The organism is Kocuria tytonicola (assembly GCF_003687455.1).
In the GTDB taxonomy this organism is placed as follows: Bacteria; Actinomycetota; Actinomycetes; order Actinomycetales; family Micrococcaceae; genus Kocuria; species Kocuria tytonicola.
In genome coordinates, this window is the sequence record NZ_PHOA01000038.1 from 1 (window position 1) to 19433 (window position 19433).

General features: G+C 72.6%; 15 protein-coding genes. 2 read left to right on the forward strand and 13 right to left on the reverse strand.

The window, feature by feature from the left end; translation table 11 throughout:
- The 3 genes from CWC38_RS06035 to leuS form a co-directional block, all read right to left on the reverse strand.
- Positions 1-423 (reverse strand): hypothetical protein (locus CWC38_RS06035; protein WP_206059864.1); only part of this gene is annotated, 423 nt, incomplete at its 3' end.
- 78 nt (positions 424-501) lie between these two features.
- Positions 502-1536, reverse strand: coding sequence for a DegV family protein (locus CWC38_RS06040; protein WP_121845918.1), 1035 nt, complete (start codon positions 1534-1536; stop codon positions 502-504).
- Positions 1536-4046 carry a leucine--tRNA ligase gene (gene leuS / locus CWC38_RS06045; RefSeq protein ID WP_121845919.1) on the reverse strand — a complete coding sequence of 837 codons (2511 nt, stop codon included), beginning with the start codon at positions 4044-4046 and terminating at the stop codon, positions 1536-1538. The genes CWC38_RS06040 and leuS overlap by 1 nt, the downstream gene beginning before the upstream one ends.
- 182 nt (positions 4047-4228) lie before the next feature.
- Here leuS and CWC38_RS06050 point away from each other — a divergent pair, with 182 nt between their 5' ends.
- Complete coding sequence (locus CWC38_RS06050; protein ID WP_121845920.1) at positions 4229-5311, forward strand: alpha/beta fold hydrolase; 1083 nt, start codon at positions 4229-4231, stop codon at positions 5309-5311.
- Entirely contained in the window at positions 5308-6411 is a 1104-nt protein-coding gene (locus CWC38_RS06055; protein WP_121845921.1) for a glycosyltransferase, read from the forward strand. The genes CWC38_RS06050 and CWC38_RS06055 overlap by 4 nt, the downstream gene beginning before the upstream one ends.
- 144 nt (positions 6412-6555) lie before the next feature.
- Here CWC38_RS06055 and CWC38_RS06060 read toward each other — a convergent pair whose 3' ends face one another.
- From CWC38_RS06060 to CWC38_RS06105, 10 genes are all read right to left on the reverse strand, one after another.
- Positions 6556-8964, reverse strand: a complete 2409-nt coding sequence (locus CWC38_RS06060) for a primosomal protein N' family DNA-binding protein (protein WP_165860357.1) — start codon at positions 8962-8964, stop codon at positions 6556-6558.
- Complete coding sequence (metK, locus tag CWC38_RS06065; RefSeq protein WP_121845928.1) at positions 8961-10166, reverse strand: methionine adenosyltransferase; 1206 nt, start codon at positions 10164-10166, stop codon at positions 8961-8963. The genes CWC38_RS06060 and metK overlap by 4 nt, the downstream gene beginning before the upstream one ends.
- A gap of 10 nt (positions 10167-10176) precedes the next feature.
- On the reverse strand, positions 10177-11550 hold the full coding sequence (locus tag CWC38_RS06070) for a bifunctional phosphopantothenoylcysteine decarboxylase/phosphopantothenate synthase (protein ID WP_121845929.1): 1374 nt from the start codon (positions 11548-11550) through the stop codon (positions 10177-10179).
- A 47-nt stretch (positions 11551-11597) separates the two neighbouring features.
- The gene (rpoZ, locus tag CWC38_RS06075; RefSeq protein WP_121845922.1) at positions 11598-12086 is read right to left on the reverse strand and encodes a DNA-directed RNA polymerase subunit omega; all 489 of its coding nucleotides are present in this window, start codon (positions 12084-12086) and stop codon (positions 11598-11600) included.
- Between the two features lie 83 nt (positions 12087-12169).
- Positions 12170-12745: a guanylate kinase gene (gmk, locus tag CWC38_RS06080; RefSeq protein WP_121845923.1), complete on the reverse strand. Its 576-nt coding sequence runs from the start codon at positions 12743-12745 to the stop codon at positions 12170-12172.
- 87 nt (positions 12746-12832) lie between these two features.
- Complete coding sequence (gene mihF / locus CWC38_RS06085; protein WP_121845924.1) at positions 12833-13147, reverse strand: integration host factor, actinobacterial type; 315 nt, start codon at positions 13145-13147, stop codon at positions 12833-12835.
- A gap of 168 nt (positions 13148-13315) precedes the next feature.
- The gene (pyrF, locus tag CWC38_RS06090) at positions 13316-14335 is read right to left on the reverse strand and encodes an orotidine-5'-phosphate decarboxylase (protein WP_121845925.1); all 1020 of its coding nucleotides are present in this window, start codon (positions 14333-14335) and stop codon (positions 13316-13318) included.
- Positions 14328-17648, reverse strand: a complete 3321-nt coding sequence (gene carB, locus CWC38_RS06095; protein ID WP_121845926.1) for a carbamoyl-phosphate synthase large subunit — start codon at positions 17646-17648, stop codon at positions 14328-14330. Before carB ends, pyrF begins: the two co-directional genes overlap by 8 nt.
- A complete protein-coding gene (carA, locus tag CWC38_RS06100) occupies positions 17648-18832 on the reverse strand; it encodes a glutamine-hydrolyzing carbamoyl-phosphate synthase small subunit (protein WP_121845927.1) in 1185 nt (394 codons plus the stop codon). Before carA ends, carB begins: the two co-directional genes overlap by 1 nt.
- Positions 18833-18906: 74 nt before the next feature.
- Positions 18907-19433: PH-like domain-containing protein (locus CWC38_RS06105; protein WP_338067521.1), on the reverse strand; the 527-nt coding region annotated here is incomplete at its 5' end.

Consider the following 19433-nt stretch of genomic DNA (forward strand, 5'->3'; position numbering starts at 1 on the left):
ACCTTTAGCGCCGCTCGCCGGGGAGGCATCGGCGGAGGCAATCACGGCGTCCTGGTCCCCACCGCCGCTCAGCAGGGCAGCGCATCCCGCCCCCAGTGCCACGAGCAGCGCCACGCACAGCAGCACCAGGGCCGGGCGGTTCAGGTTCCTGCGCACCGTCACGTCCTCGCGGTGCCGGGAGTGCGCGTCGGGATCGGAGGACGCGGCGGTGGGTCGGTCCGAACCGCCGGAGGGATCCTCGGGTGGCGACAGGGGCTCCCGCTCCCCGCAGTGATCCGCCTCCGTGTCGTAAGACCGCGCCTCACCCCCGCGCGCGGCGTGCGACCCACCGGCCGCCCGGTCCTCCCCCAGCAGCGCGCTCAACCGCTCGGTGGCGTCACTGTCCCGGAACCTGCGCCGTCCCCTGAAGTCGATCCCAGTCATGCACCCCACTCCACCGCGCCCGCTCACCGGGCACCGCGGGGCGGGACGCATCTGTGGAGACCGGACGCAGGGAAACCGTCACGCCCCGGACTGGGGAGCCTTCACACCGTGCGTGACCGGGCTGGAGGTAGGCCCCTCCACGACCGCCGCCTTCGTCCCCAGCCCCACGTGGGCGCTGAGCACCGGGGGCAGCTCGCTGAGCACCAGCTCCGCGTCCGGACGGTACCGGTCCACGAGCACCTCCCCGATCTCGCGGGCACCGTGCGGATCCGCCACGTGGTGCACGCACAGCACCGGGTGCTGGGGCTCCGCGTCCCGCAGCGCCTCCCCCGCGAGCACCATGAACCGCTGCTGCGCGCGCGACAGGGACACCGGGCGCTCCACGGTGACGATCTTCCCCTCGGCCAGGCTCAGCAGCGGCTTGATCTGCAGCACGGAGCCCACCCTCGCCGTGGTGGGGTTCACCCGCCCGCCGCGGCGCAGCGTCTCGAGGGAGCGCACCTGGATCAGCACCTGGGCACGGGCGGACGCCTCGTGAGCCGCGCGGGCGACGTCGTCGATCCCCGCTCCCGACGCCGCCTCCTCCAGCGCCGCGCGCACCCCCAGGCCCTGCGCCAGACCGGCGCTCGCGGTGTCCACGATGCGCACGGGGATCCCGATGTCCTGCCGCGCGATCCGCGCGGCCCCCACCGTGCCGGAGAGCTCGCCCGAGAGGTGCACCGAGACCACGGCCTCGAACCCGGCCTCCTCGAAGCCCCGGTACGCGGCACGCGTCCGACCCGGAGCGGGCCGGGAGGTGGTCACGGGCCGACCCTCCGCGAGCGCGACCACCAGGGAGGAGGCCCGGTCCGCCTCGTCCTCCGTGTGCAGCTGCCCGCCGATCAGCACGGGCATGTCCACGAGCGCGAACCCGCCGGCGGTCTCGAACGCGTGCCGCCAGGAGTCGGGCAGGGCCGCGGCACTGTCGGTGACCACGGCCACGCGGCGGGCGACGGCGTCGTCGTCCCCGGGGGCCGGGGCGGCCGCCACGCCGGGTCGGGCCGGGAACGGGCGGAGCCCGCCCTCCCCCTCGTGCGAGCGGGCGGACGGGCTCCGGGAACCGTGGCCGGTCATCAGACCACGATGTTCACGAGCTTGGGGGCGCGCACGATGACCTTGCGCACCGTGGCCTCGGACAGCAGCCGCTGGACCACCTCGGAGCCCATGGCCGCGGCCTCGAGGTCCTCGTCGGAGATGTCCGCGGGGACCTGCAGGCGGTCGCGCACCTTGCCCTTGATCTGCACCACGGCGGTCACGGTGTCCTCCACGAGCAGCGCGGGATCCACGGCGGGCCACGGGGCGCGCACCACGGTGTCCTCGTGGCCGATCAGGTGCCACATGTCCTCCGCGGTGTACGGGGCCACGAGGCTCAGCAGGATGGCCACGGCCTCCACCGCCTCGCGCACCGCGGGATCGGCGGGACCGCACCCGGAGTCGATGGCCTTGCGGGTCACGTTCACCAGTTCCATGGTGCGGGCGATCACCACGTTGAACTTGCCGGAGTCCAGCAGCTGCTCGGCGTCCGCCACGGTCCTGTGGGTGGCGCTGCGCAGCGCCTTGTCACCCTCCGCGAACGGCGCGGCAGGATCCGCCGTGCAGTCCTGCGCCAGGCGCCACGCCCGGGCCAGGAACTTCTGGGAGCCCTGCGGAGAGACGTCCGCCCAGTCCACGTCGTCCTCGGGCGGGGACGCGAACACCATGGTCAGGCGCACCGCGTCCACGCCGAACGCGTCCAGCTGCTCACCCAGGTCCACGCCGTTGCCCAGGGACTTGGACATCGCCTTGCCGCCGTTGAGCACCTGGCCCTGGTTCAGCAGCGCCTTGAACGGCTCCGTGAACCCGACCAGGCCGAAGTCATAGAGGGCCTTGGTGAAGAACCGCGAGTACAGCAGGTGCAGGATCGCGTGCTCCACACCGCCCACGTACTGGTCCACCGGCAGCCAGCGGTCCACCGCGGCGCGGTCGAACGGCGCGGCCTCGTCGTGCGGGGACGTGTAGCGCAGGTAGTACCAGGACGAGTCCACGAACGTGTCCATGGTGTCGGTGTCACGCTTCGCGGGCCCGCCGCACGCGGGGCACTCCACGTTCACCCAGTCCGACGCCGCCGCGAGCGGGCTCTGCCCCTTGGGCGCCAGCTGCTCACCGCGCAGGTCCTCGGGCAGGCGCACGGGCAGCTGGTCCTCGGGCACCGGGACCTCGCCACAGGAGGCGCAGTGGATGATCGGGATGGGGGCACCCCAGAAGCGCTGCCGGGACAGCAGCCAGTCCCGCAGCCGGAAGTTCACGTGGCGCTCGCCGGTGCCGGCCTCCGTGACGATCTCGATGGCCTTCTCCACCGCCTCGGCCCGGGGCAGGCCGTCCAGGGGCCCGGAGTTCACCAGGGTGCCGTCGCCGGTGGCGGCCACGCCCGTGACCGCGGGGTCCTCCTCGCCGCTGTCCAGCACGGTGCGCACGGGCAGCTCGAACGCCCGGGCGAAGTCCAGGTCCCGCTGGTCGTGGGCGGGCACCGCCATGATCACGCCCGTGCCGTAGTCCGCGAGCACGTAGTCCGAGGCCCACACCGGCAGCTTCTCCCCGGTCAGCGGGTTCACCGCGTGGCGGCCCAGGAACACACCGGTCTTCTCCCGGTCCGAGGCCTGGCGCTCGATGTCCGACAGCGCCTTGACCTGCTCCCGGTACGCGGCGAGCGCCTCAGCCTGCTCCGGGGCCACGACCTCCTCGGCCACGGCCGCGTCCGCGGCCACCACGCAGAACGTGGCGCCGTAGAGGGTGTCCGGGCGGGTGGTGAACACGGTGACGGTGCGCCCGGAGGTGTCCGAGGCGTCGGCGCCCTCGGCGGGGGCGCCCTCGATCACGAAGTTCACGTGCGCGCCCTCGGAGCGACCGATCCAGTTGCGCTGCATGGCCAGCACGCGCTCGGGCCAGTGCCCCTCCAGCTCGGCCATGTCGTCCAGCAGCCGCTGGGCGTAGTCCGTGATCTTGAAGTACCACTGGTTCAGGGACTTCTTGGTCACCGGGGTGTGGCAGCGCTCGCAGGCGCCGTTGACCACCTGCTCGTTGGCCAGCACGGTCTGGTCCTTGGGGCACCAGTTGACCGGCGAGTCCTTCCGGTACGCGAGGCCGTGGGAGTAGAACTGCAGGAACAGCCACTGCGTCCACCGGTAGTACTCGGGGTCCGAGGTGTGGATCTCCCGGTCCCAGTCCGCGCTGATGGCGTAGCGCTTGAAGGACTCCCGCTGGGTGTCGATGTTGCGGTAGGTCCACTCGGCCGGGTGGGCGTCGCGCTTGATGGCCGCGTTCTCCGCGGGCAGCCCGAAGGAGTCCCAGCCCACGGGGTGCATCACGTCGTAGCCGCGATGCATCCAGTAGCGGGCCACCACGTCCCCCATGGCGAACGCCTCCGCGTGGCCCATGTGCAGGTCCCCGGAGGGGTAGGGGAACATGTCCAGGACGTAGCGCCGCTGCGCGGAGCCGTCGTCGGCGGGCGTGTAGACGCGGTGCTCGTCCCAGTAGCCGGACCAGGTGGCCTCGATCCGCTGGACGTCGTAGTCGGTGCCCGCCTCCGGGGTGCTCTGCTCGCTCACGTGCCTCGCCTTCAGGGTTCACGGGGCCGGGCGGGTGCCAGGGCTCGGGTGTCGAGGCGGCAGCGCGGTCCCCCGCGTGGATGTGTGGGGATCCCTCCCAGTTTAGACCAGGCCGCATCCCGGCCCGCGTGCACCGGGCGCCGCTACCATGGGGGCGCCGATGCCGGATGGATGGAGGACCCGTGGACAACCCCTACGCCGAACGCCGCAGCGTGGAACTGGACGGATACCGCGTGCGGTACTGGTTCTACGACGCGGACAAGGAGCGCAAGCCCCTGCTGGTGATGCTCCACGGCTTCCGCGGGGACCACCACGGGCTGCAGCTGATCGCCACGGCACTGCGCGAGAAGTACCACGTGGTGGTCCCCGACCTGCCGGGTTTCGGCCGCTCCGAGCCGTTCCCGGACCGGGAGCACTCCGTGGCCGAGTACGTGCGTTTCGTCCGGGACTTCCTCATCACCCTGACCGACGGCGCCGTGTCCCCGGACTCCGGCACGGGCGTGGTGCTCGCGGGGCACTCCTTCGGCTCCATCCTGGCCGCGCACTTCGCCGCCGAGCACCCGTCCATGGTGGAGCGGCTGGTGCTCATCAACCCCATCTCCCAGCCCGCGCTGGCCGGGGACCAGAAGAGCCTCACCAAGCTCACGCGCCTCTACTACGGTGCCGGCTCCGCGCTGCCCCGCCGCCTGGGCACCCGGTTGCTGTCCTCCAACGCGGTGGTCAAGCTCATGACGGACGTGATGGTCAAGTCCGACGATCCCGATGTCAAGCACTACGCGCTGCGCCAGCATCAGGCGTACTTCAACACCTTCGCGAACCGGGAGGTCCTCTCCCAGGCCTACGACGCCTCCATCTCCCGCACCGTCGCCGAGGTGGCCATGAACCTGAGCATGCCCACCCTGCTGCTCGTGGGGGAGCTGGACGACCTCGGCTCCGTGGGCTCCCAGCGCACCATGGCCTCGTGGATCCGCAGCCACCGCCTGGAGATCATCCCCGCCGTGGGCCACCTCATCCACTACGAGGCACCGGAGACCGCGGCCGCGCTGATCGAGGACTTCCTGGGGGCCCCCGCCCCCGAACCGCTGGAGGGCTACGACACGCTCCCCCTCGCGGACACCACCGAGTCCACCCCGGACCAGCTCACCGGCATGCTGCCCGCCGTGGACCGCGCCGCGAGCGCCCGGCAGTTCCGGCGGGAGACCCGCGCCCGGGGCCTGTCGGGGGAGCCCGGGACGTCCAAAGAGTCCGGGGGGTCCCGCCGGTGAGGCTGCTCTTCGACGCGCGCTACATCCGCACGGACCACCACGACGGGATCAGCCGGTACAGCACCCAGCTGCTCGCGGCCACCGCCCGGCTGGTCGCGGCGGATCCGCGGGTGCGGCTCTGCGCGCTGATCAGCGATCCCGCGCAGCGGGCGTTCGTCCCGGAGGGCGTTGCCGTGCTGAGGGGCCCGTCCGTCACGTCTGCCGCGGAGGTGCTCGCCGCGCAGTACGTGAACAGGTACGCGCCCGACGTCGTGTTCTCCCCCATGCAGACCATGGGCTCCCTGGGGCGGCGCTACCGCCTGGTCCTCACGCTGCACGACCTGATCTACTACGAGCACCCGCAGCCTCCGGGGGACCTGCCGCTGCCGGTGCAGTGGGGGTGGCGCGCATACCACCGCGCGTGGTGGCCGCAGCGGCTCACGCTCAACCGGGCGGACGCGGTGGCCACGGTCTCGGTGACCTCGCGCGAGCAGATCCTCGCGCACCGCCTCACGAAGCGGGACGTGCGGGTGATTGCCAATGCGGCGCCGTCGTCCGGGATCCCCGAGGCGGAGGCGCTCGCCCGGCTCGAGACGCGCGGCACGAACCTCGTGTACATGGGCTCGTTCCTGCCGTACAAGAACGTGGCGGCCCTGCTGCGCGCCATGGCACACCTGCCCGGGCACACGCTGCACCTGCTGTCCCGCATCTCTCCCGCATGCGAGGCCGAGCTGCGGGCGCAGGTTCCCCCCGGTGCGCGCGTGGTCTTCCACCGCGGCGTCACCGAGGACGAGTACCGCGAGCTGCTGGGCTCGTGCGCCGCGCTCGTCACGGCGTCCCGCGCCGAGGGCTACGGGCTGCCGCTCGTGGAGGCCTTCGCGCAGGGCGCGCCCGTGGTGTGCTCGGAGCTGCCGATCTTCCGCGAGGTCGCCGGGGACGCCGCCGGCTACGCCCCCGCGGACGACGCCGCCGCGTTCGCCGCCCGGGTGCGCGAGCTCACCGACCCGGCCCTCGCCCGGGAGCGTGTCCTCGCGGGGCTGCACCGGATCCGCGAGCACACGTGGCAGGACTCGGCCCGGGAACTGCTGGCCCTGGCCCAGGAACTCCACCAGCGCGGCTGAGCGACTTGAGGGCTCGGACTTGGGGCCCGGCGCACACCTGAGCGTCCCTCCCCTGATCCCCGCAACGCAGCCACCGGGGCAACCACGGGGGGCTGGAGAGCCCCGACGCGCGGAACTCGCGATCCATTGCCGGTAGTCGTCAGCTCACAGCAGGTCGGCGACGTCGCAGCGCACGGTGACCGGCGCGTGCTCCCGCAGCGCCGAGGCCCGCGCCTTCTCCGCCCGCAGGGCGGCGGTGACGTGCGGGGCGATCCCGAAGCCGAAGAACAGCAGTGCGCGGTACGGGCGGTCAGCAGCGTGTCCGGGCCCGTGACGGCCTCCGTCCCCGCGCTCCGCGGCGTCGGGCACGGTGTGACCGAGCCCGTCGAGGGTCTCAACACGCGATTGCCCGGCGTCGGCGTCCGCGAGGTCCGCGCCGTTGCCGGCCGCGATCTCCACGGGTACAGGGCCCACCACGCGCACGCGCTCCGGCAGCCGCAGATCCCGCAGCGTGGCCGCCACCGCCTCGCGGGTCCCCGTGAGGGCGGCCGTGCGCACCGCCGGGGGCAGGCCCAGTTCGTGGCGCTCCTGGAGCTCGCGCGCGGAGTGCCCGGCCGGGTCCCAGCGCACGAGGGCGGCGACCGCGCGGTCCTGGTCCGCGGTGACCACCACCGTGCCCCCGCGCGAGGACGCACGGACGAGCGCGGCGGCGTTGCACCACCGGCGCAGGGTCTGCTCCTCGGCCCGCAGCCAGGGCCGGGCGAGCATCTGGTTGCCGTCCAGCAGCAGGGCCGCCGCGTACCCGCCCTCGGCCACGGGCTCAGCACCCGGCGTGGCCACCACGAGTGCCGGGGCAGGACCCACCCGCGCGCGCACCGTGCGGTCGCTGGAGGAGATCACGGGCACCTGGGGGAACGCGCGGCCCAGCTCCTCGGCCGTCCGCCCGGCCCCCACCGAGCTCAGCCGCACCCGGGTGAACCCGCACTCCACGCACCGCCAGTCGTGGGCCTGCTTGCCGCACCACGTGCACACGGGCACCGCGTTCGCGGACCCCAGGGCGAGCGGCCCGTCGCACGCAGCGCACCGTGCGGGCGTGCGGCAGCGCTGGCACGCGAGCACCGGCGCGTAGCCCTTGCGCGCCACCTGCACCAGCACGGGGCCGCGTTCCAGCCCCGCCCGCGCCACGCGGAACGCCTCGTGCGGCAGGCGTGCCCGGGCCGCCAGGGGGTCGCGCTCGGTGTTGAAGGAGTCCGACGTCGCCTCGATGCGCGGGGAGAACCGGCGCAGCTCCGCGCGCGGGGGTGCCACCCGCCACGCCCAGCCCGTGGCCACGAGCCGCTGCGCCTCCGGGCTCACGGCGTACCCGGTGAGCAGCGCGGCCAGCCCCTGCTGCCGGGCGCGCAGCAGCAGCACGTCCCGGGTGTGCTGGTACGGGGCGCGCTGCTCCACGAAGTTCACGTCCCCGTCGTCGTGGCAGCACACCAGCGCGAGGTCCTGCACGGGCGCGTAGGCCGCCGAGCGGGTCCCCACCGCCAGCCGCTTGCGGCCCAGGGCGAGGTCCAGGAAACCCCGGTAGCGCGGCGTGGGCCCGTCCCCGGCATGCAGCCGGACGACGGCGCTCTCGCCCACGAGCGCGTGCAGCGCCGTCTCGAGCCGCTCCAGGGCCTTGTGGTCCGCGACCACGCCCACCGCACCGCGACCCGCGGCGTACGCCGTGGCCATCGCGTTCGCGGTCAGCACCGCCCAGTCGTGGTCCTCCGCCGAGGGCAGCACCTCCACCACGGCGCGCGCGTCCGTGCCTGCGGCCACGGCGCCGATGAACTCCGGGCCCCGCTCGTAGTGCTCCCACACCGACGTGTCAGGGACGGTCAGCGTCGCCACGTCCGGGGCATCCGCCGTTGTCGAGGTCGTGGCACCCGAGTCGTCGTCATTGTCCGTGAGGTCGGCGTCGGAGGGGGTGCCCGTGGCGGGATCCTCGGAGGTCTGCGGCTCGGTGGTGAACTCCTTGTCCACGCGAGCCACCCGTGGGGCGATGGCCACCCGCAGCACGTCCGCGGCGGTGCCCGCGCAGCGGTCCGCCACGGCCTGCGCGAGCTCCACGATTTCGGGCCGGGCGACGGGCAGCGGGCTGAGCACGCGGCGCAGCGGCAGCAGCCGGTCCTCGGGGACATCCGTGTGCGCCACCCGGTCCACAACCCACCCGGACATCTTCCGTCCGGAGAAGATCACGGACACCTTCGAGCCCACCACGGCCTGCTCGTGCAGCGCCGCGGTCACCCGGTAGTCGAAGACCCGGTCCAGGTGCGGGACGTAGGCCTCCAGCAGCACCTTGGCCACGGGGAGCGCGGAGGCCACCCCGTCGGAGCCGAACGCCCGGCGTGGGCTCCGTCCCGAAGCCCGGGGGCGTGGGGCGGGAACCGCGGGCAACCCGCTCAGGGTCAGCTGTCCACCGTCCGCCGGGTCCGGGGCCTGTGCGGCGTCCTCGTCCCGGGGCGACGGCGCGGCGTGGGCCGACGGCCGCGTGCCGGTGCCGGACTGCTCCCCCGGCTCGGGGTGAGCGCCCCCCGGGCTCACAGCCCCGCGGCGGAACGCAGCTCCTGCACCCGGTCGGTGCGCTCCCACGTGAAGTCGGGATCGGTGCGGCCGAAGTGCCCGTGCGCGGCCGTCTTGGCGTAGATGGGACGTTTCAGGTCCAGGTCCTCGATGATGGCGAGCGGGCGCAGGTCGAAGACTTCCGTGATGGCCTTCTCGATGCGCACGGGGTCCACGGTCTCGGTGCCGAACGTCTCCACGTACAGGCCCACGGGGTGCGCCTGGCCGATCGCGTAGGCCACCTGCACCTCCGCGCGGCGCGCGAGACCGGCGGCCACCACGTTCTTGGCCACCCAGCGCATGGCGTAGGCCGCGGAGCGGTCCACCTTGGAGGGGTCCTTGCCGGAGAACGCGCCGCCGCCGTGGCGGGCCATGCCGCCGTAGGTGTCCACGATGATCTTGCGCCCGGTGAGCCCGGCGTCCCCCACGGGCCCGCCGCGCACGAAGTTGCCCGCGGGGTTCACGATGATCCGGGTGCCCGAGAGGTCCAGGCCGGAGTCCCCGAGCACGGGGTCGATCACGCACGTGGTGATGTCCCGGGTGAGCTGATCGAGGTCGTAGTTCTCGGCGTGCTGGGAGGAGACGACCACGGTGTCCACCGAGACCGGGGTGTGGCCGTCGTAGCCCAGGGTCACCTGGGTCTTGCCGTCCGGGCGCAGCTCGGGCAGCACGGCGGTCTTGCGCACGCGCGTGAGCTGCTCGGAGAGCCGGTGGGCCAGCAGGATGGGCGCCGGCATGAGTGCCTCGGTCTCGTCCGAGGCGTAGCCGAACATGATGCCCTGGTCCCCGGCACCCTGGGCGTCCCGGGGGTCCTTGGCCACACCGGTGCGCTCCTCGAGGGAGTTGAACACGCCGTCGTAGATCTCGTGGGACTGCTCCCCCACGCTGATGGACACACCGCAGAACTCGCCGTCGAAGCCGTGCACCGCGGAGTTGTACCCGATGTCCAGCAGGGTCTTGCGCACGATGTGCGGGATCTCCACGTACGCGTCCGTCTTGACCTCGCCCGCCACGTGCACGAGCCCGGTGGTGACCATGGTCTCCACCGCCACGGAGGAGTCGGGGTCCTCCCGCAGCAGCTCGTCCAGGATGGAGTCCGAGATCTGGTCGCAGATCTTGTCCGGGTGACCCTCGGTCACGGACTCGGACGTGAAGATTCTCAGGTGTTCACTCGATGCGCTCACGCCCACCAGACTACCCGTCGGCTCGGACACCCAGTTCGTGGCCAATGCGCTCCACCACGAACCGCGCCACGTCCCGTTTGGATCCGTGCGCTGTGGGCTCCTCCGCGGAACGGGCGGAGAGCACGGTCACCTCGGTCTCGTCCCGGCCGAACACCTTGTCCGTGCCCACCTCGTTGAGCACGAGCAGGTCGCACCCCTTCCGCCGCAGCTTGGCCCGGCCGAAGTCCAGCACGGAGTGCTCGGCGTCCCCGGTCTCCGCGGCGAAGCCCACCACGAGCTGCGCCAGGCCGCGCTCGTCGCGCTGCGCCACCACGGCCCGCAGGATGTCGGGGTTGCGCACCAGGCGGATCACGGGGTCCGTGCCGTCCTCGGACTTCTTCATCTTGTGCTCCCCCACGGACGCCGGGCGGAAGTCCGCCACGGCCGCCGCCATGACCACGACGTCGCTGTCCCCCGCCGCCCGCAGCGTGGCCGCCTCGAGCTCGTGCGCCGAGGACACCCGGGTGGTCTCCACTCCCTGCGGCAGGTCGGTCTCGACGTGGGCGGCAATCAGGTGCACCTGCGCGCCCGCGTCCCGCGCGGCCTCGGCGAGGGCTACGCCCTGCTTGCCCGAGGAGCGGTTGCCCAGGAAGCGCACCGGGTCCAGCGCCTCCCGTGTGCCGCCGGCCGTGACCAGCACGCGGCGGCCCGTCAGGGGCCCGGCAACGGGCGAGGAGGGCAAGTGTGCGGCGTCGTGGGGCGCGGAACCGCCCGCCGCGGTGCCGTGCGGAGCGGTCTCGCCCAGTGCCTCACCGGCTGCGGCGTCGGGGTGCCCGGCGTCGTGGGCGGGAGCCGCGGCTCCGGCGCTCCCCGGGTGGTCGCGGTCCACCAGGGCCAGGGCGGCGTCGAGGATCTGCTGCGGCTCGGGCAGCCGCCCGGGGCCGCTGTCCGTGCCCGTGAGACGACCGGTCGCCGGGTCCAGCACGGTGTGGCCGTGCTCGCGCAGCAGGGCCACGTTGCGCTGGGTGGCCGGGTTGAGCCACATCTCGGTGTGCATCGCGGGCGCCAGCAGCACCGGTGCGGAGGTGGCGAGCACCGTGGTGGTGAGCAGGTCGTCCGCGAGGCCGTGCGCCACCCGCGCCATGAGGTCCGCAGTGGCCGGGGCGATCACCACGAGATCCGCGGCCTGGCCCTGCGCCACGTGGTTGACGGTGTCCACGCGGTCGAAGACCGAGTCCGAGACGGGCTCCCCCGTGAGCGCCTCCCACGTGGGCGCGCCCACGAACTCCAGGGCCGCACGGGTGGGCATGGGCACCACGTGGTGCCCCGCCTCGGAGAACAGCCGGGAGAGCAGGGCCGCCTTGTATGCGGCAATGCCCCCGCCCACGCCCAGCACCACGCGCAGCGGCGCGGGCCGGGAGGGGACGGGGGCGGTGCCGGTGTCCGGCTGCGTCACTGCTCGGAGGACTCCGCGGAGGCCTCGGGGGACTCCTCGGCCGCGGTCTCCGTGGTGGCCTCGGCGGACACGGCGTCGGCGTCCTCGGTGGTCGCGGTCTCGGACAGCTCCACGCCGTCGGAGAACACCGCGGTGCCGTCCTGCTCCTGGGCCTGGGCGAAGAAGTCGCCGGTGAACATGTCGGTGGCGGTGGGCTCGTCGCTGATCAGCTGGCCGTTGGGGGTGAACCCGGCGTGGGCGATGTGGTCGGCCTCGATCAGGCCCTCGTCGATCTCGCGGAAGGCGATGGACAGCGGCTTCTCGTTGAGCTGGGTGTCCACGAGCGGACCCACGTACTCGAACAGACCCTCGTGCAGCTGGGAGTAGTAGGCGTTGATCTGGCGGGCACGGCGGGCACCGAAGATCACGAGTCCGTACTTGGAGTCGGTCTTGTCGAGCAGCCGATCGACGGGCGGGTTGACGATGCCTTCGTTGTTCGTGCTCACGTGTTCTCTGACTCCTGTGGTGGACGGTGGTGTCGGTCGTTCTCGAGCGGGCCGGTCCCGGCCCCGCGGGGGCGACGGCGCGGTCAGCGCTTGGCGTCGCCCGGCAGCCCCATGAGGGCCACAAGCTCTGCGGCGGCGCGCTCCACGGTGTCGTTGACGACCGTGTGGTCGAACTCGGGTTGCGCCGCGAGTTCCAGTTTAGCCGTTTCCAGCCTGCGCTGCTGCTGCTCGGGGGTCTCGGTGCCGCGGCCCACGAGCCGGTGCACCATCTCGTCCCAGCTCGGCGGGGCCAGGAACACGAACTGTGCCTCCGGCATGGCCTGCCGGATGCTGCGCGCACCCTGCAGGTCGATCTCCAGCAGCACGCTGCGACCCGCGGCCAGCGCCTCCTCCACCTTGTGCCGGGGCGTGCCGTAGCGGTGGAGGTTGTGCACCACGGCCCACTCCAACAGGTCGTGCTCGTCGACCATCCGGTCGAACTCGGCGTCGTCCACGAAGAAGTAGTGCACGCCGTCCACCTCCCCGGGGCGAGGTGCGCGGGTGGTTGCGGAGACGGACAGCCACACGTCCGGGTAGTGATCCCTCACGTACGTGGACACCGTTCCTTTCCCCACGGCCGTGGGGCCGGCGAGAACGGTCACGGTGGGCGACGGGGACACGGATACCTCCTGGCAGGCGGGAACGGGTGGAGCACGGGGCTCGCCCGTCACTGTACCAACCGTGGCCTGCGGGGTCCGCGTGGCGGGTCAGCGGTCCAGGTAGTCCACCAGGGCGCGCCGCTGGTGCTGGCCCAGCCCGCGCACGCGCCGCGTGGCCGCGATCCCGATCTGCTCCATGATCGCCGCCGAGCGGACCTTCCCGATCCCGGGGGTCGCCTCGAGCAGCTCGGTGACCTTGAGGCGGCTGACCGCCTCGTCCTCCTCGCCCCGGCGCAGCACCTCGGCCACGCTCATGGAGCCGTCCCGCAGGGACTTCTTGATCTCGGCGCGTGCAGTCCGTGCCGCGGTGGCCTTGTCGCGCGCGCGGGCGCGCTCTTCGTCGGTCAGTGGCCGCAGTGCCATGCCCAGCTCTCCTCCTGATAGCCCTCCGGCCCTGCCGCGCACCGTGGACCGGGGGTTGGTGCGCGGGAACCGTCAGCACGAAAGTACCCGACGCATTTGCCCGCGTAAACACGCAGGACGCCCCCGACGGGCGCCGTCACGCGCTGTTCGGGGCGTCCTGCGGCGCGCTCACCGCTCCTGGAGGGCCTCCGAGAGCTCCCCCCTGGCGCGCTCGACCGCCTCGCGCAGGGAGCGCACGCTCGGGCCGTGGGCCAGGACACCGCGCGAGGAGTTCGCCAGGACTGTGCCCCTGACCTGCCCGAACACCGTGGCCACGGCGTCCGCGTCCGCGCCCTGCGCCCCGTACCCGGGGGCCAGGATCGGCCCGTTCAGGATACGCAGGTCGAGGCCCAGGCGTTCGAGGGCCTCCCCCACCGTGGCGCCGATGACCACGCCGCACGAGCTGAGACCCCCCGGTGCATCGGACGACGTCACGATTTGGTCACGATTGCTTCCCCGTCCTCGGTCGACGCCCCGCGGCCCCTCCGACGACGACGCCGCGTCATCACCCGCACGCTCCGCACCGTTCTCGCGGGCCACCGCGGCGAGGATGCCGCCGGCCACGGAGTCGGCGCCGCCCACGTGCTGGACGCCGGCCCCCTCGGGGTTGGAGGTCAGCGCCAGGACGAAGGTGCCGCGCCCGGTCCGGCGTGCGAGGTCCAGGGCCGGACGCAGGGACCCGAACCCGAGGTAGGGACTGAGCGTGACGGCGTCGGCGGCCAGCGGGGAGTCGTCCGAGAGCCACGCGGCGGCGTATGCGGCCATCGTGGAGCCGATGTCCCCGCGCTTGGCGTCCGCGATGCTCAGCAGCTGCGCGTCCGCGGCCTCGCGCAGCACCCGTTCGAGCACCGTGAAGCCCGCCGAGCCCCAGGCCTCGTAGAGCGCCACCTGGGGCTTCACCGCGGCGGCCTGGCCGGCCGCGGCCTCGAGCGCCCGCAGCGAGAACGTCTCGAGCCCCTGTGCCGTGGCGGGCAGACCCCACGCGTCCAGCAGGGATGGATGGGGGTCGATGCCCACGCACAGCGGGCCGCGCTCTGCCATGGCACGCGCCAGGCGAACCCCGAACGGCTCGCGCGGCGCCGCGGCGGACGTGGCGGCGTCGTCGAGGGAATCCGCGTCGTGGCGATCCCCGGCAGCCGGCTCAGTCACGGGAGGCCTCCCGTGCGGCACGCTCGCGCAGGGTCTGATCGTGTTCCTGGAGGGAGGTCACGGACCACGAGTACTGCCGCTGGGCGGTGATCGCCTGCAGCGCGGCCCCGAGTTCCGAGACGGTGGTCATGGTGGGCACGCCCACGGAGGTGGCCGCCGCGCGGATCTGGTAGCCGTCCCCGCGTGCCGCCTGGCCGCCGGACGGGGTGTTGAAGATCAGGTCGATCTTCCCGTCCGTGATCAGGTCCGCGATCGTGGGCTCGTCGCCCTCGGCGTCCGCGATCTTCGCGACCACCGTGGACTCGATGCCGTTGCGGCGCAGCACCTGCGCGGTGCCACCCGTGGAGACGATCTCGAAGCCGAGGTCCGAGAACATCTTCACGGGGATCACGGCCGAGCGCTTGTCCTTGTTCGCCACGGAGACGAACAGCGAGCCCGAGGTGGGCAGCGGCCCGCCCGCCGCGGCCTGGGCCTTGGCGAACGCGGTGTCGAAGTACTTGTCCACGCCCATGACCTCGCCCGTGGAGCGCATCTCGGGGCCGAGCAGCGAGTCCACCACGGTGCCCTCGGGGGTGCGGAAGCGCGCGAAAGGCAGCACGACCTCCTTGACCGCCGTGGGGGTGCCCTCGGGCAGGGTGGTGCCGTCGTGGTGCGCGGGCAGCACACCGTGCGCCCGCAGCTCGGCAACCGTGCTGCCCGTGCCGATCAGCGCCGCGGCCTTGGCCAGCTGCACGCCCGTGGCCTTGGAGACGAACGGGACGGTGCGCGAGGCGCGGGGGTTCGCCTCGATCACGTAGAGCACGTCCGAGGCGAGCGCGAACTGCAGGTTGATCAGTCCCCTGACCCCCACGCCGCGGGCGATGGCCTCCGTGGCCTCGCGGACGCGGGCGACGACGTCCGGGGCCAGCGTGATGGGCGGCAGGACGCACGCCGAGTCCCCGGAGTGGATCCCGGCCTCCTCGATGTGCTCCATGATCCCGCCCCCGTAGCACTCCCGGCCGTCGAACAGCGCGTCCACGTCGATCTCGATGGCGTCCTCGAGGAACTTGTCGATCAGCGCGGGCCGGCTGGGGCTGACCTCGGTGGCGTTCTCCAGGTAGGTCTTCAGCGAGGCCTCGTCGTAGACGATCTCCATGCCGCGCCCGCCCAGCACGTACGAGGGGCGCACGAGCACGGGGTAGCCGATCTCGTGGGCGATCCGGCTGGCCTCCGCGAAGTCGTGGGCCGTGCCGTTCTTGGGCTGGCGCAGCCCGGCCTCGGTGAGCACGCGGGCGAACTCCCCGCGGTCCTCCGCGAGGTCGATGGCCTCGGGGCTCGTCCCCAGGATCGGGACGCCCGCGGCCTTGAGGTCCGCGGCGAGCTTGAGCGGGGTCTGTCCGCCAAGCTGCACGAACACGCCCAGCAGGCCGCCCGAGCGGCGCTCAGCCTCCACGACCTCCATGACGTCCTCGAACGTGAGCGGCTCGAAGTACAGGCGTGTGGAGATGTCGTAGTCCGTGGAGACGGTCTCCGGGTTGCAGTTGAGCATCACGGTCTCGTACCCGGCCCCGCGCAGCACCATGGACGCGTGCACGCACGAGTAGTCGAACTCGATGCCCTGCCCGATCCGGTTGGGCCCGGAGCCCAGGATCAGCACCGAGGGCTTCTCGTGCGGGGCCACCTCGGTCTCGCGGTCGTAGCTCGAGTAGTGGTACGGGGTGAACGCCTCGAACTCCGCCGCGCACGTGTCCACGGTCTTGTACACCGGGCGGATGTCCAGGGCGTGACGCACGCCGCGCACCACGGACTCGTCCAGGTGCACGAGCTCCCCGATCTGCGCGTCCGAGAAGCCGTGCCGCTTGGCCTCCCGCAGCGTGGCGGGCCGCAGGTCCGGGTCCGCGCGGATCGCGTCCGCGGTCTCGTTGAGCAGCTGGATCTGGTCCAGGAACCAGGGGTCGATCGCGGTGGCCTCGAAGACCTGCTCCACGGTGGCCCCGGCCAGCAGAGCGCGCTGCACGTTGCGCAGCCGCTCGGTGGTGGTCTCGCGGCACCTCTCCACCAGGCGGGCCACGGTGTTGGGCCCGGGCTCCACGGCAGGGCGCGCGAAGCTGAAGGACGAGCCCTTCTGCTCGAGGGAGCGCAGGGCCTTCTGCAGCGCCTCCGTGAAGTTGCGCCCGATCGCCATGGCCTCGCCCACGGACTTCATGGTCGTGGTCAGGGTGGGGTCCGCGGCCGGGAACTTCTCGAACGCGAAGCGCGGGACCTTGACCACCACGTAGTCCAGCGTGGGCTCGAAGCTCGCGGGAGTCTTGCGGGTGATGTCGTTGGGGATCTCGTCCAGGGTGTAGCCCAGGGACAGCTTGGTGGCGATCTTGGCGATCGGGAAGCCCGTGGCCTTGGACGCCAGCGCCGAGGAGCGGGAGACGCGGGGATTCATCTCGATCACCACGATGCGCCCCGTGGCGGGCTCCACCGCGAACTGGATGTTGCAGCCGCCGGTGTCCACGCCCACCTCGCGGATCACGGCGATCGCGATGTCCCGCATGCGCTGGTACTCGCGGTCCGTGAGCGTCAGTGCCGGGGCCACGGTCACGGAATCCCCGGTGTGCACGCCCACGGGGTCCACGTTCTCGATGGAGCACACGACCACCACGTTGTCCTTGGCGTCGCGCATCATCTCCAGCTCGTACTCCTTCCACCCCAGGATGGACTCCTCCAGGAGCACCTCCGAGGTGGGCGAGTACTGGATCCCTGCGCCCGCGATGCGGTGCAGGTCCGTCTCGTTGTAGGCCAGTCCCGAGCCCAGCCCGCCCATGGTGAAGGACGGGCGCACGACCATGGGGTAGCCCAGCTGCTCGGCGGCGGCGAGCGCCTCGTCCATGGAGTGCACGATGACCGAGCGGGCGGACTCGGCGCCGCAGCGTTCGACGACGCCCTTGAACGCCTCGCGGTCCTCGCCCAGGTTGATCGCGGCCACGTCCGCCCCGATGAGCTCCACGCCGTACTTCTCCAGGGCGCCGTTGGCGTCCAGGGCGAGCGCGGTGTTCAACGCGGTCTGCCCGCCGAGGGTGGGCAGGACGGCGTCGGGGCGCTCCTTGGCGATGATCTTCTCGACCGTCTCCGGGGTGATGGGCTCCACGTAGGTGGCGTCCGCGAACTCGGGGTCGGTCATGATCGTGGCCGGGTTGGAGTTCACCAGGATCACGCGCAGGCCCTCGTCCTTGAGGACGCGCAGGGCCTGGGTCCCGGAGTAGTCGAACTCCGCGGCCTGTCCGATCACGATGGGCCCGGAGCCGATCACCAGGACGCTGTTGAGGTCTTGCCTGCGGGGCATCAGTTGTCTCCTGCTTCCGGCCCGGAGCCCTGGGGGGCCCGGTCCATCATGTCCACAAAACGGTCGAAGAGGTACGCGGAGTCGTGGGGTCCGGCCGCCGCCTCGGGGTGGTACTGCACGGAGAACGCGGGGACGTCCTCGCAGCGCAGCCCCTCCACCACGTTGTCGTTGAGGCCCACGTGGGAGACGGTGACCCGGCCGTAGCGCTGCTCGGGGGCGGTCACGGTCTCCCCCACGGGCGCGTCCACCGCGAAGCCGTGGTTCTGGGACGTGATCTCCACGGTCCCGGTGGCCAGGTCCTTGACGGGCTGGTTGATGCCCCGGTGGCCGAAGGTGAGCTTGTACGTGCCGAAGCCCAGGGCGCGGCCCAGGAGCTGGTTGCCGAAACAGATCCCGAAGAAGGGGATGCGGGCGTCGAGCACCTCGCGCAGGGTGGCCACCTGCTCGTCGGCGGTGGCGGGGTCGCCGGGGCCGTTGGAGTAGAACACGCCGTCCGGGTCCAGGCGCCGGATCTGGGCGAAGTCCGCGTCCGCGGGGACCACGTGCACGCGCACACCGCGCTCGGCCAGGCGCTGCGGGGTCATGGACTTGATCCCGAGGTCCACGGCCACCACGGTGTGCTTCACGGGCCCGTCCCAGCCGTGCTCCGCGGGCTCCACAGTGTAGGGCTCGTCCGTGCTGACCTGCGCGGCGAGCGCCTGCCCGGCCATCCCGGGCTGCTCCGTGACGCGCTGGACGAGCTGCGCGACGGGCAGCGCGGCGTCGTCGCCCGCGAAGATCCCGGCGCGCATGGCGCCCCTGTCCCGCAGGTGCCGGGTGAGCGCGCGGGTGTCGAGGCCCTGGATGCCGGGGATGCCCTGGGCGTCCAGCTCCTCGTCCAGGGTTCGCTCGCTGCGCCAGTTGGACGGGCGGCGCGCCGGGTCCCGGACCACGAACCCGCTGACCCAGATCCTGCGGGACTCCATGTCCTCGGTGTTGATCCCGGTGTTGCCGATGTGGGGCGCGGTCTGGATGACGATCTGCCCGGCGTAGGAGGGGTCGGTGAGGGTCTCCTGGTAACCGGTCATGCCGGTCGCGAAGACCGCCTCGCCGAAGGCGGTGCCGGTGGCACCCCAGGCGCGGCCCTCGAAGACCGTGCCGTCCTCGAGGACCAGTACGGCCGGTTCGATGCGTGGTGAGCTCATGGTGAACTCCTTTCGTTCAGCGTGCGGGAGCGCCGGCGTGGCGGCTCCCGGTGTCTACGTCTCGGTGGGGCGTCTCAGGCGCCCAGCAGGGCCGACGCCGCGTCCTCCAGCTCGTGCGACTCCTCGCCGCTGCGGGCGCGGAAGCCGGTGTCCACGCGGGTGTCCCCGAGGTCCCACGTGAAGACCACGAGGCCGTCGCGCTCCACGAACTTGCCCACCATCCCGGACGCGGTGGACACCGCGCGCAGGTCGTGGCGCGGGATGAAGAGGTCCGGGGCGCCCTGGCGGTTCAGGAAGATGCCGTCCGGGGCCACCACGGCCTCGGCGTTGGTACGGACCCCGAGACCGTGGCGGGCGATCCGCTCGAGCGGCTGATCGGTGTAGGTGGTGACCACGTACATGCCGTCCACCCGGGCCGTGGCGCGCTCCAGCAGGTCCCGTGGTGGGGACGTCAGCTCGGAGAGCCCCGACTGCCGCTTCACGCGGCCGCGCCAGCCCCACCACAGCAGCGCGAAGACCACCACCACGATCAGCGCCGTGAGCAGCGTGGGGACGAGCTTGTCGGACATGGTCACCAAGACCTTTCGGGGGTGGGGTGGGA

Excerpts from the sequence above, each read along its gene's own strand:
- carB (WP_121845926.1), bottom strand. The coding sequence starts at position 17,648 with ATGCCCCGCAGGCAAGACCTCAACAGCGTCCTGGTGATCGGCTCCGGG.
- CWC38_RS06040 (WP_121845918.1), bottom strand. The coding sequence starts at position 1,536 with ATGACCGGCCACGGTTCCCGGAGCCCGTCCGCCCGCTCGCACGAGGGG.
- mihF (WP_121845924.1), bottom strand. The coding sequence starts at position 13,147 with ATGGCACTGCGGCCACTGACCGACGAAGAGCGCGCCCGCGCGCGCGAC.
- carA (WP_121845927.1), bottom strand. The coding sequence starts at position 18,832 with ATGAGCTCACCACGCATCGAACCGGCCGTACTGGTCCTCGAGGACGGC.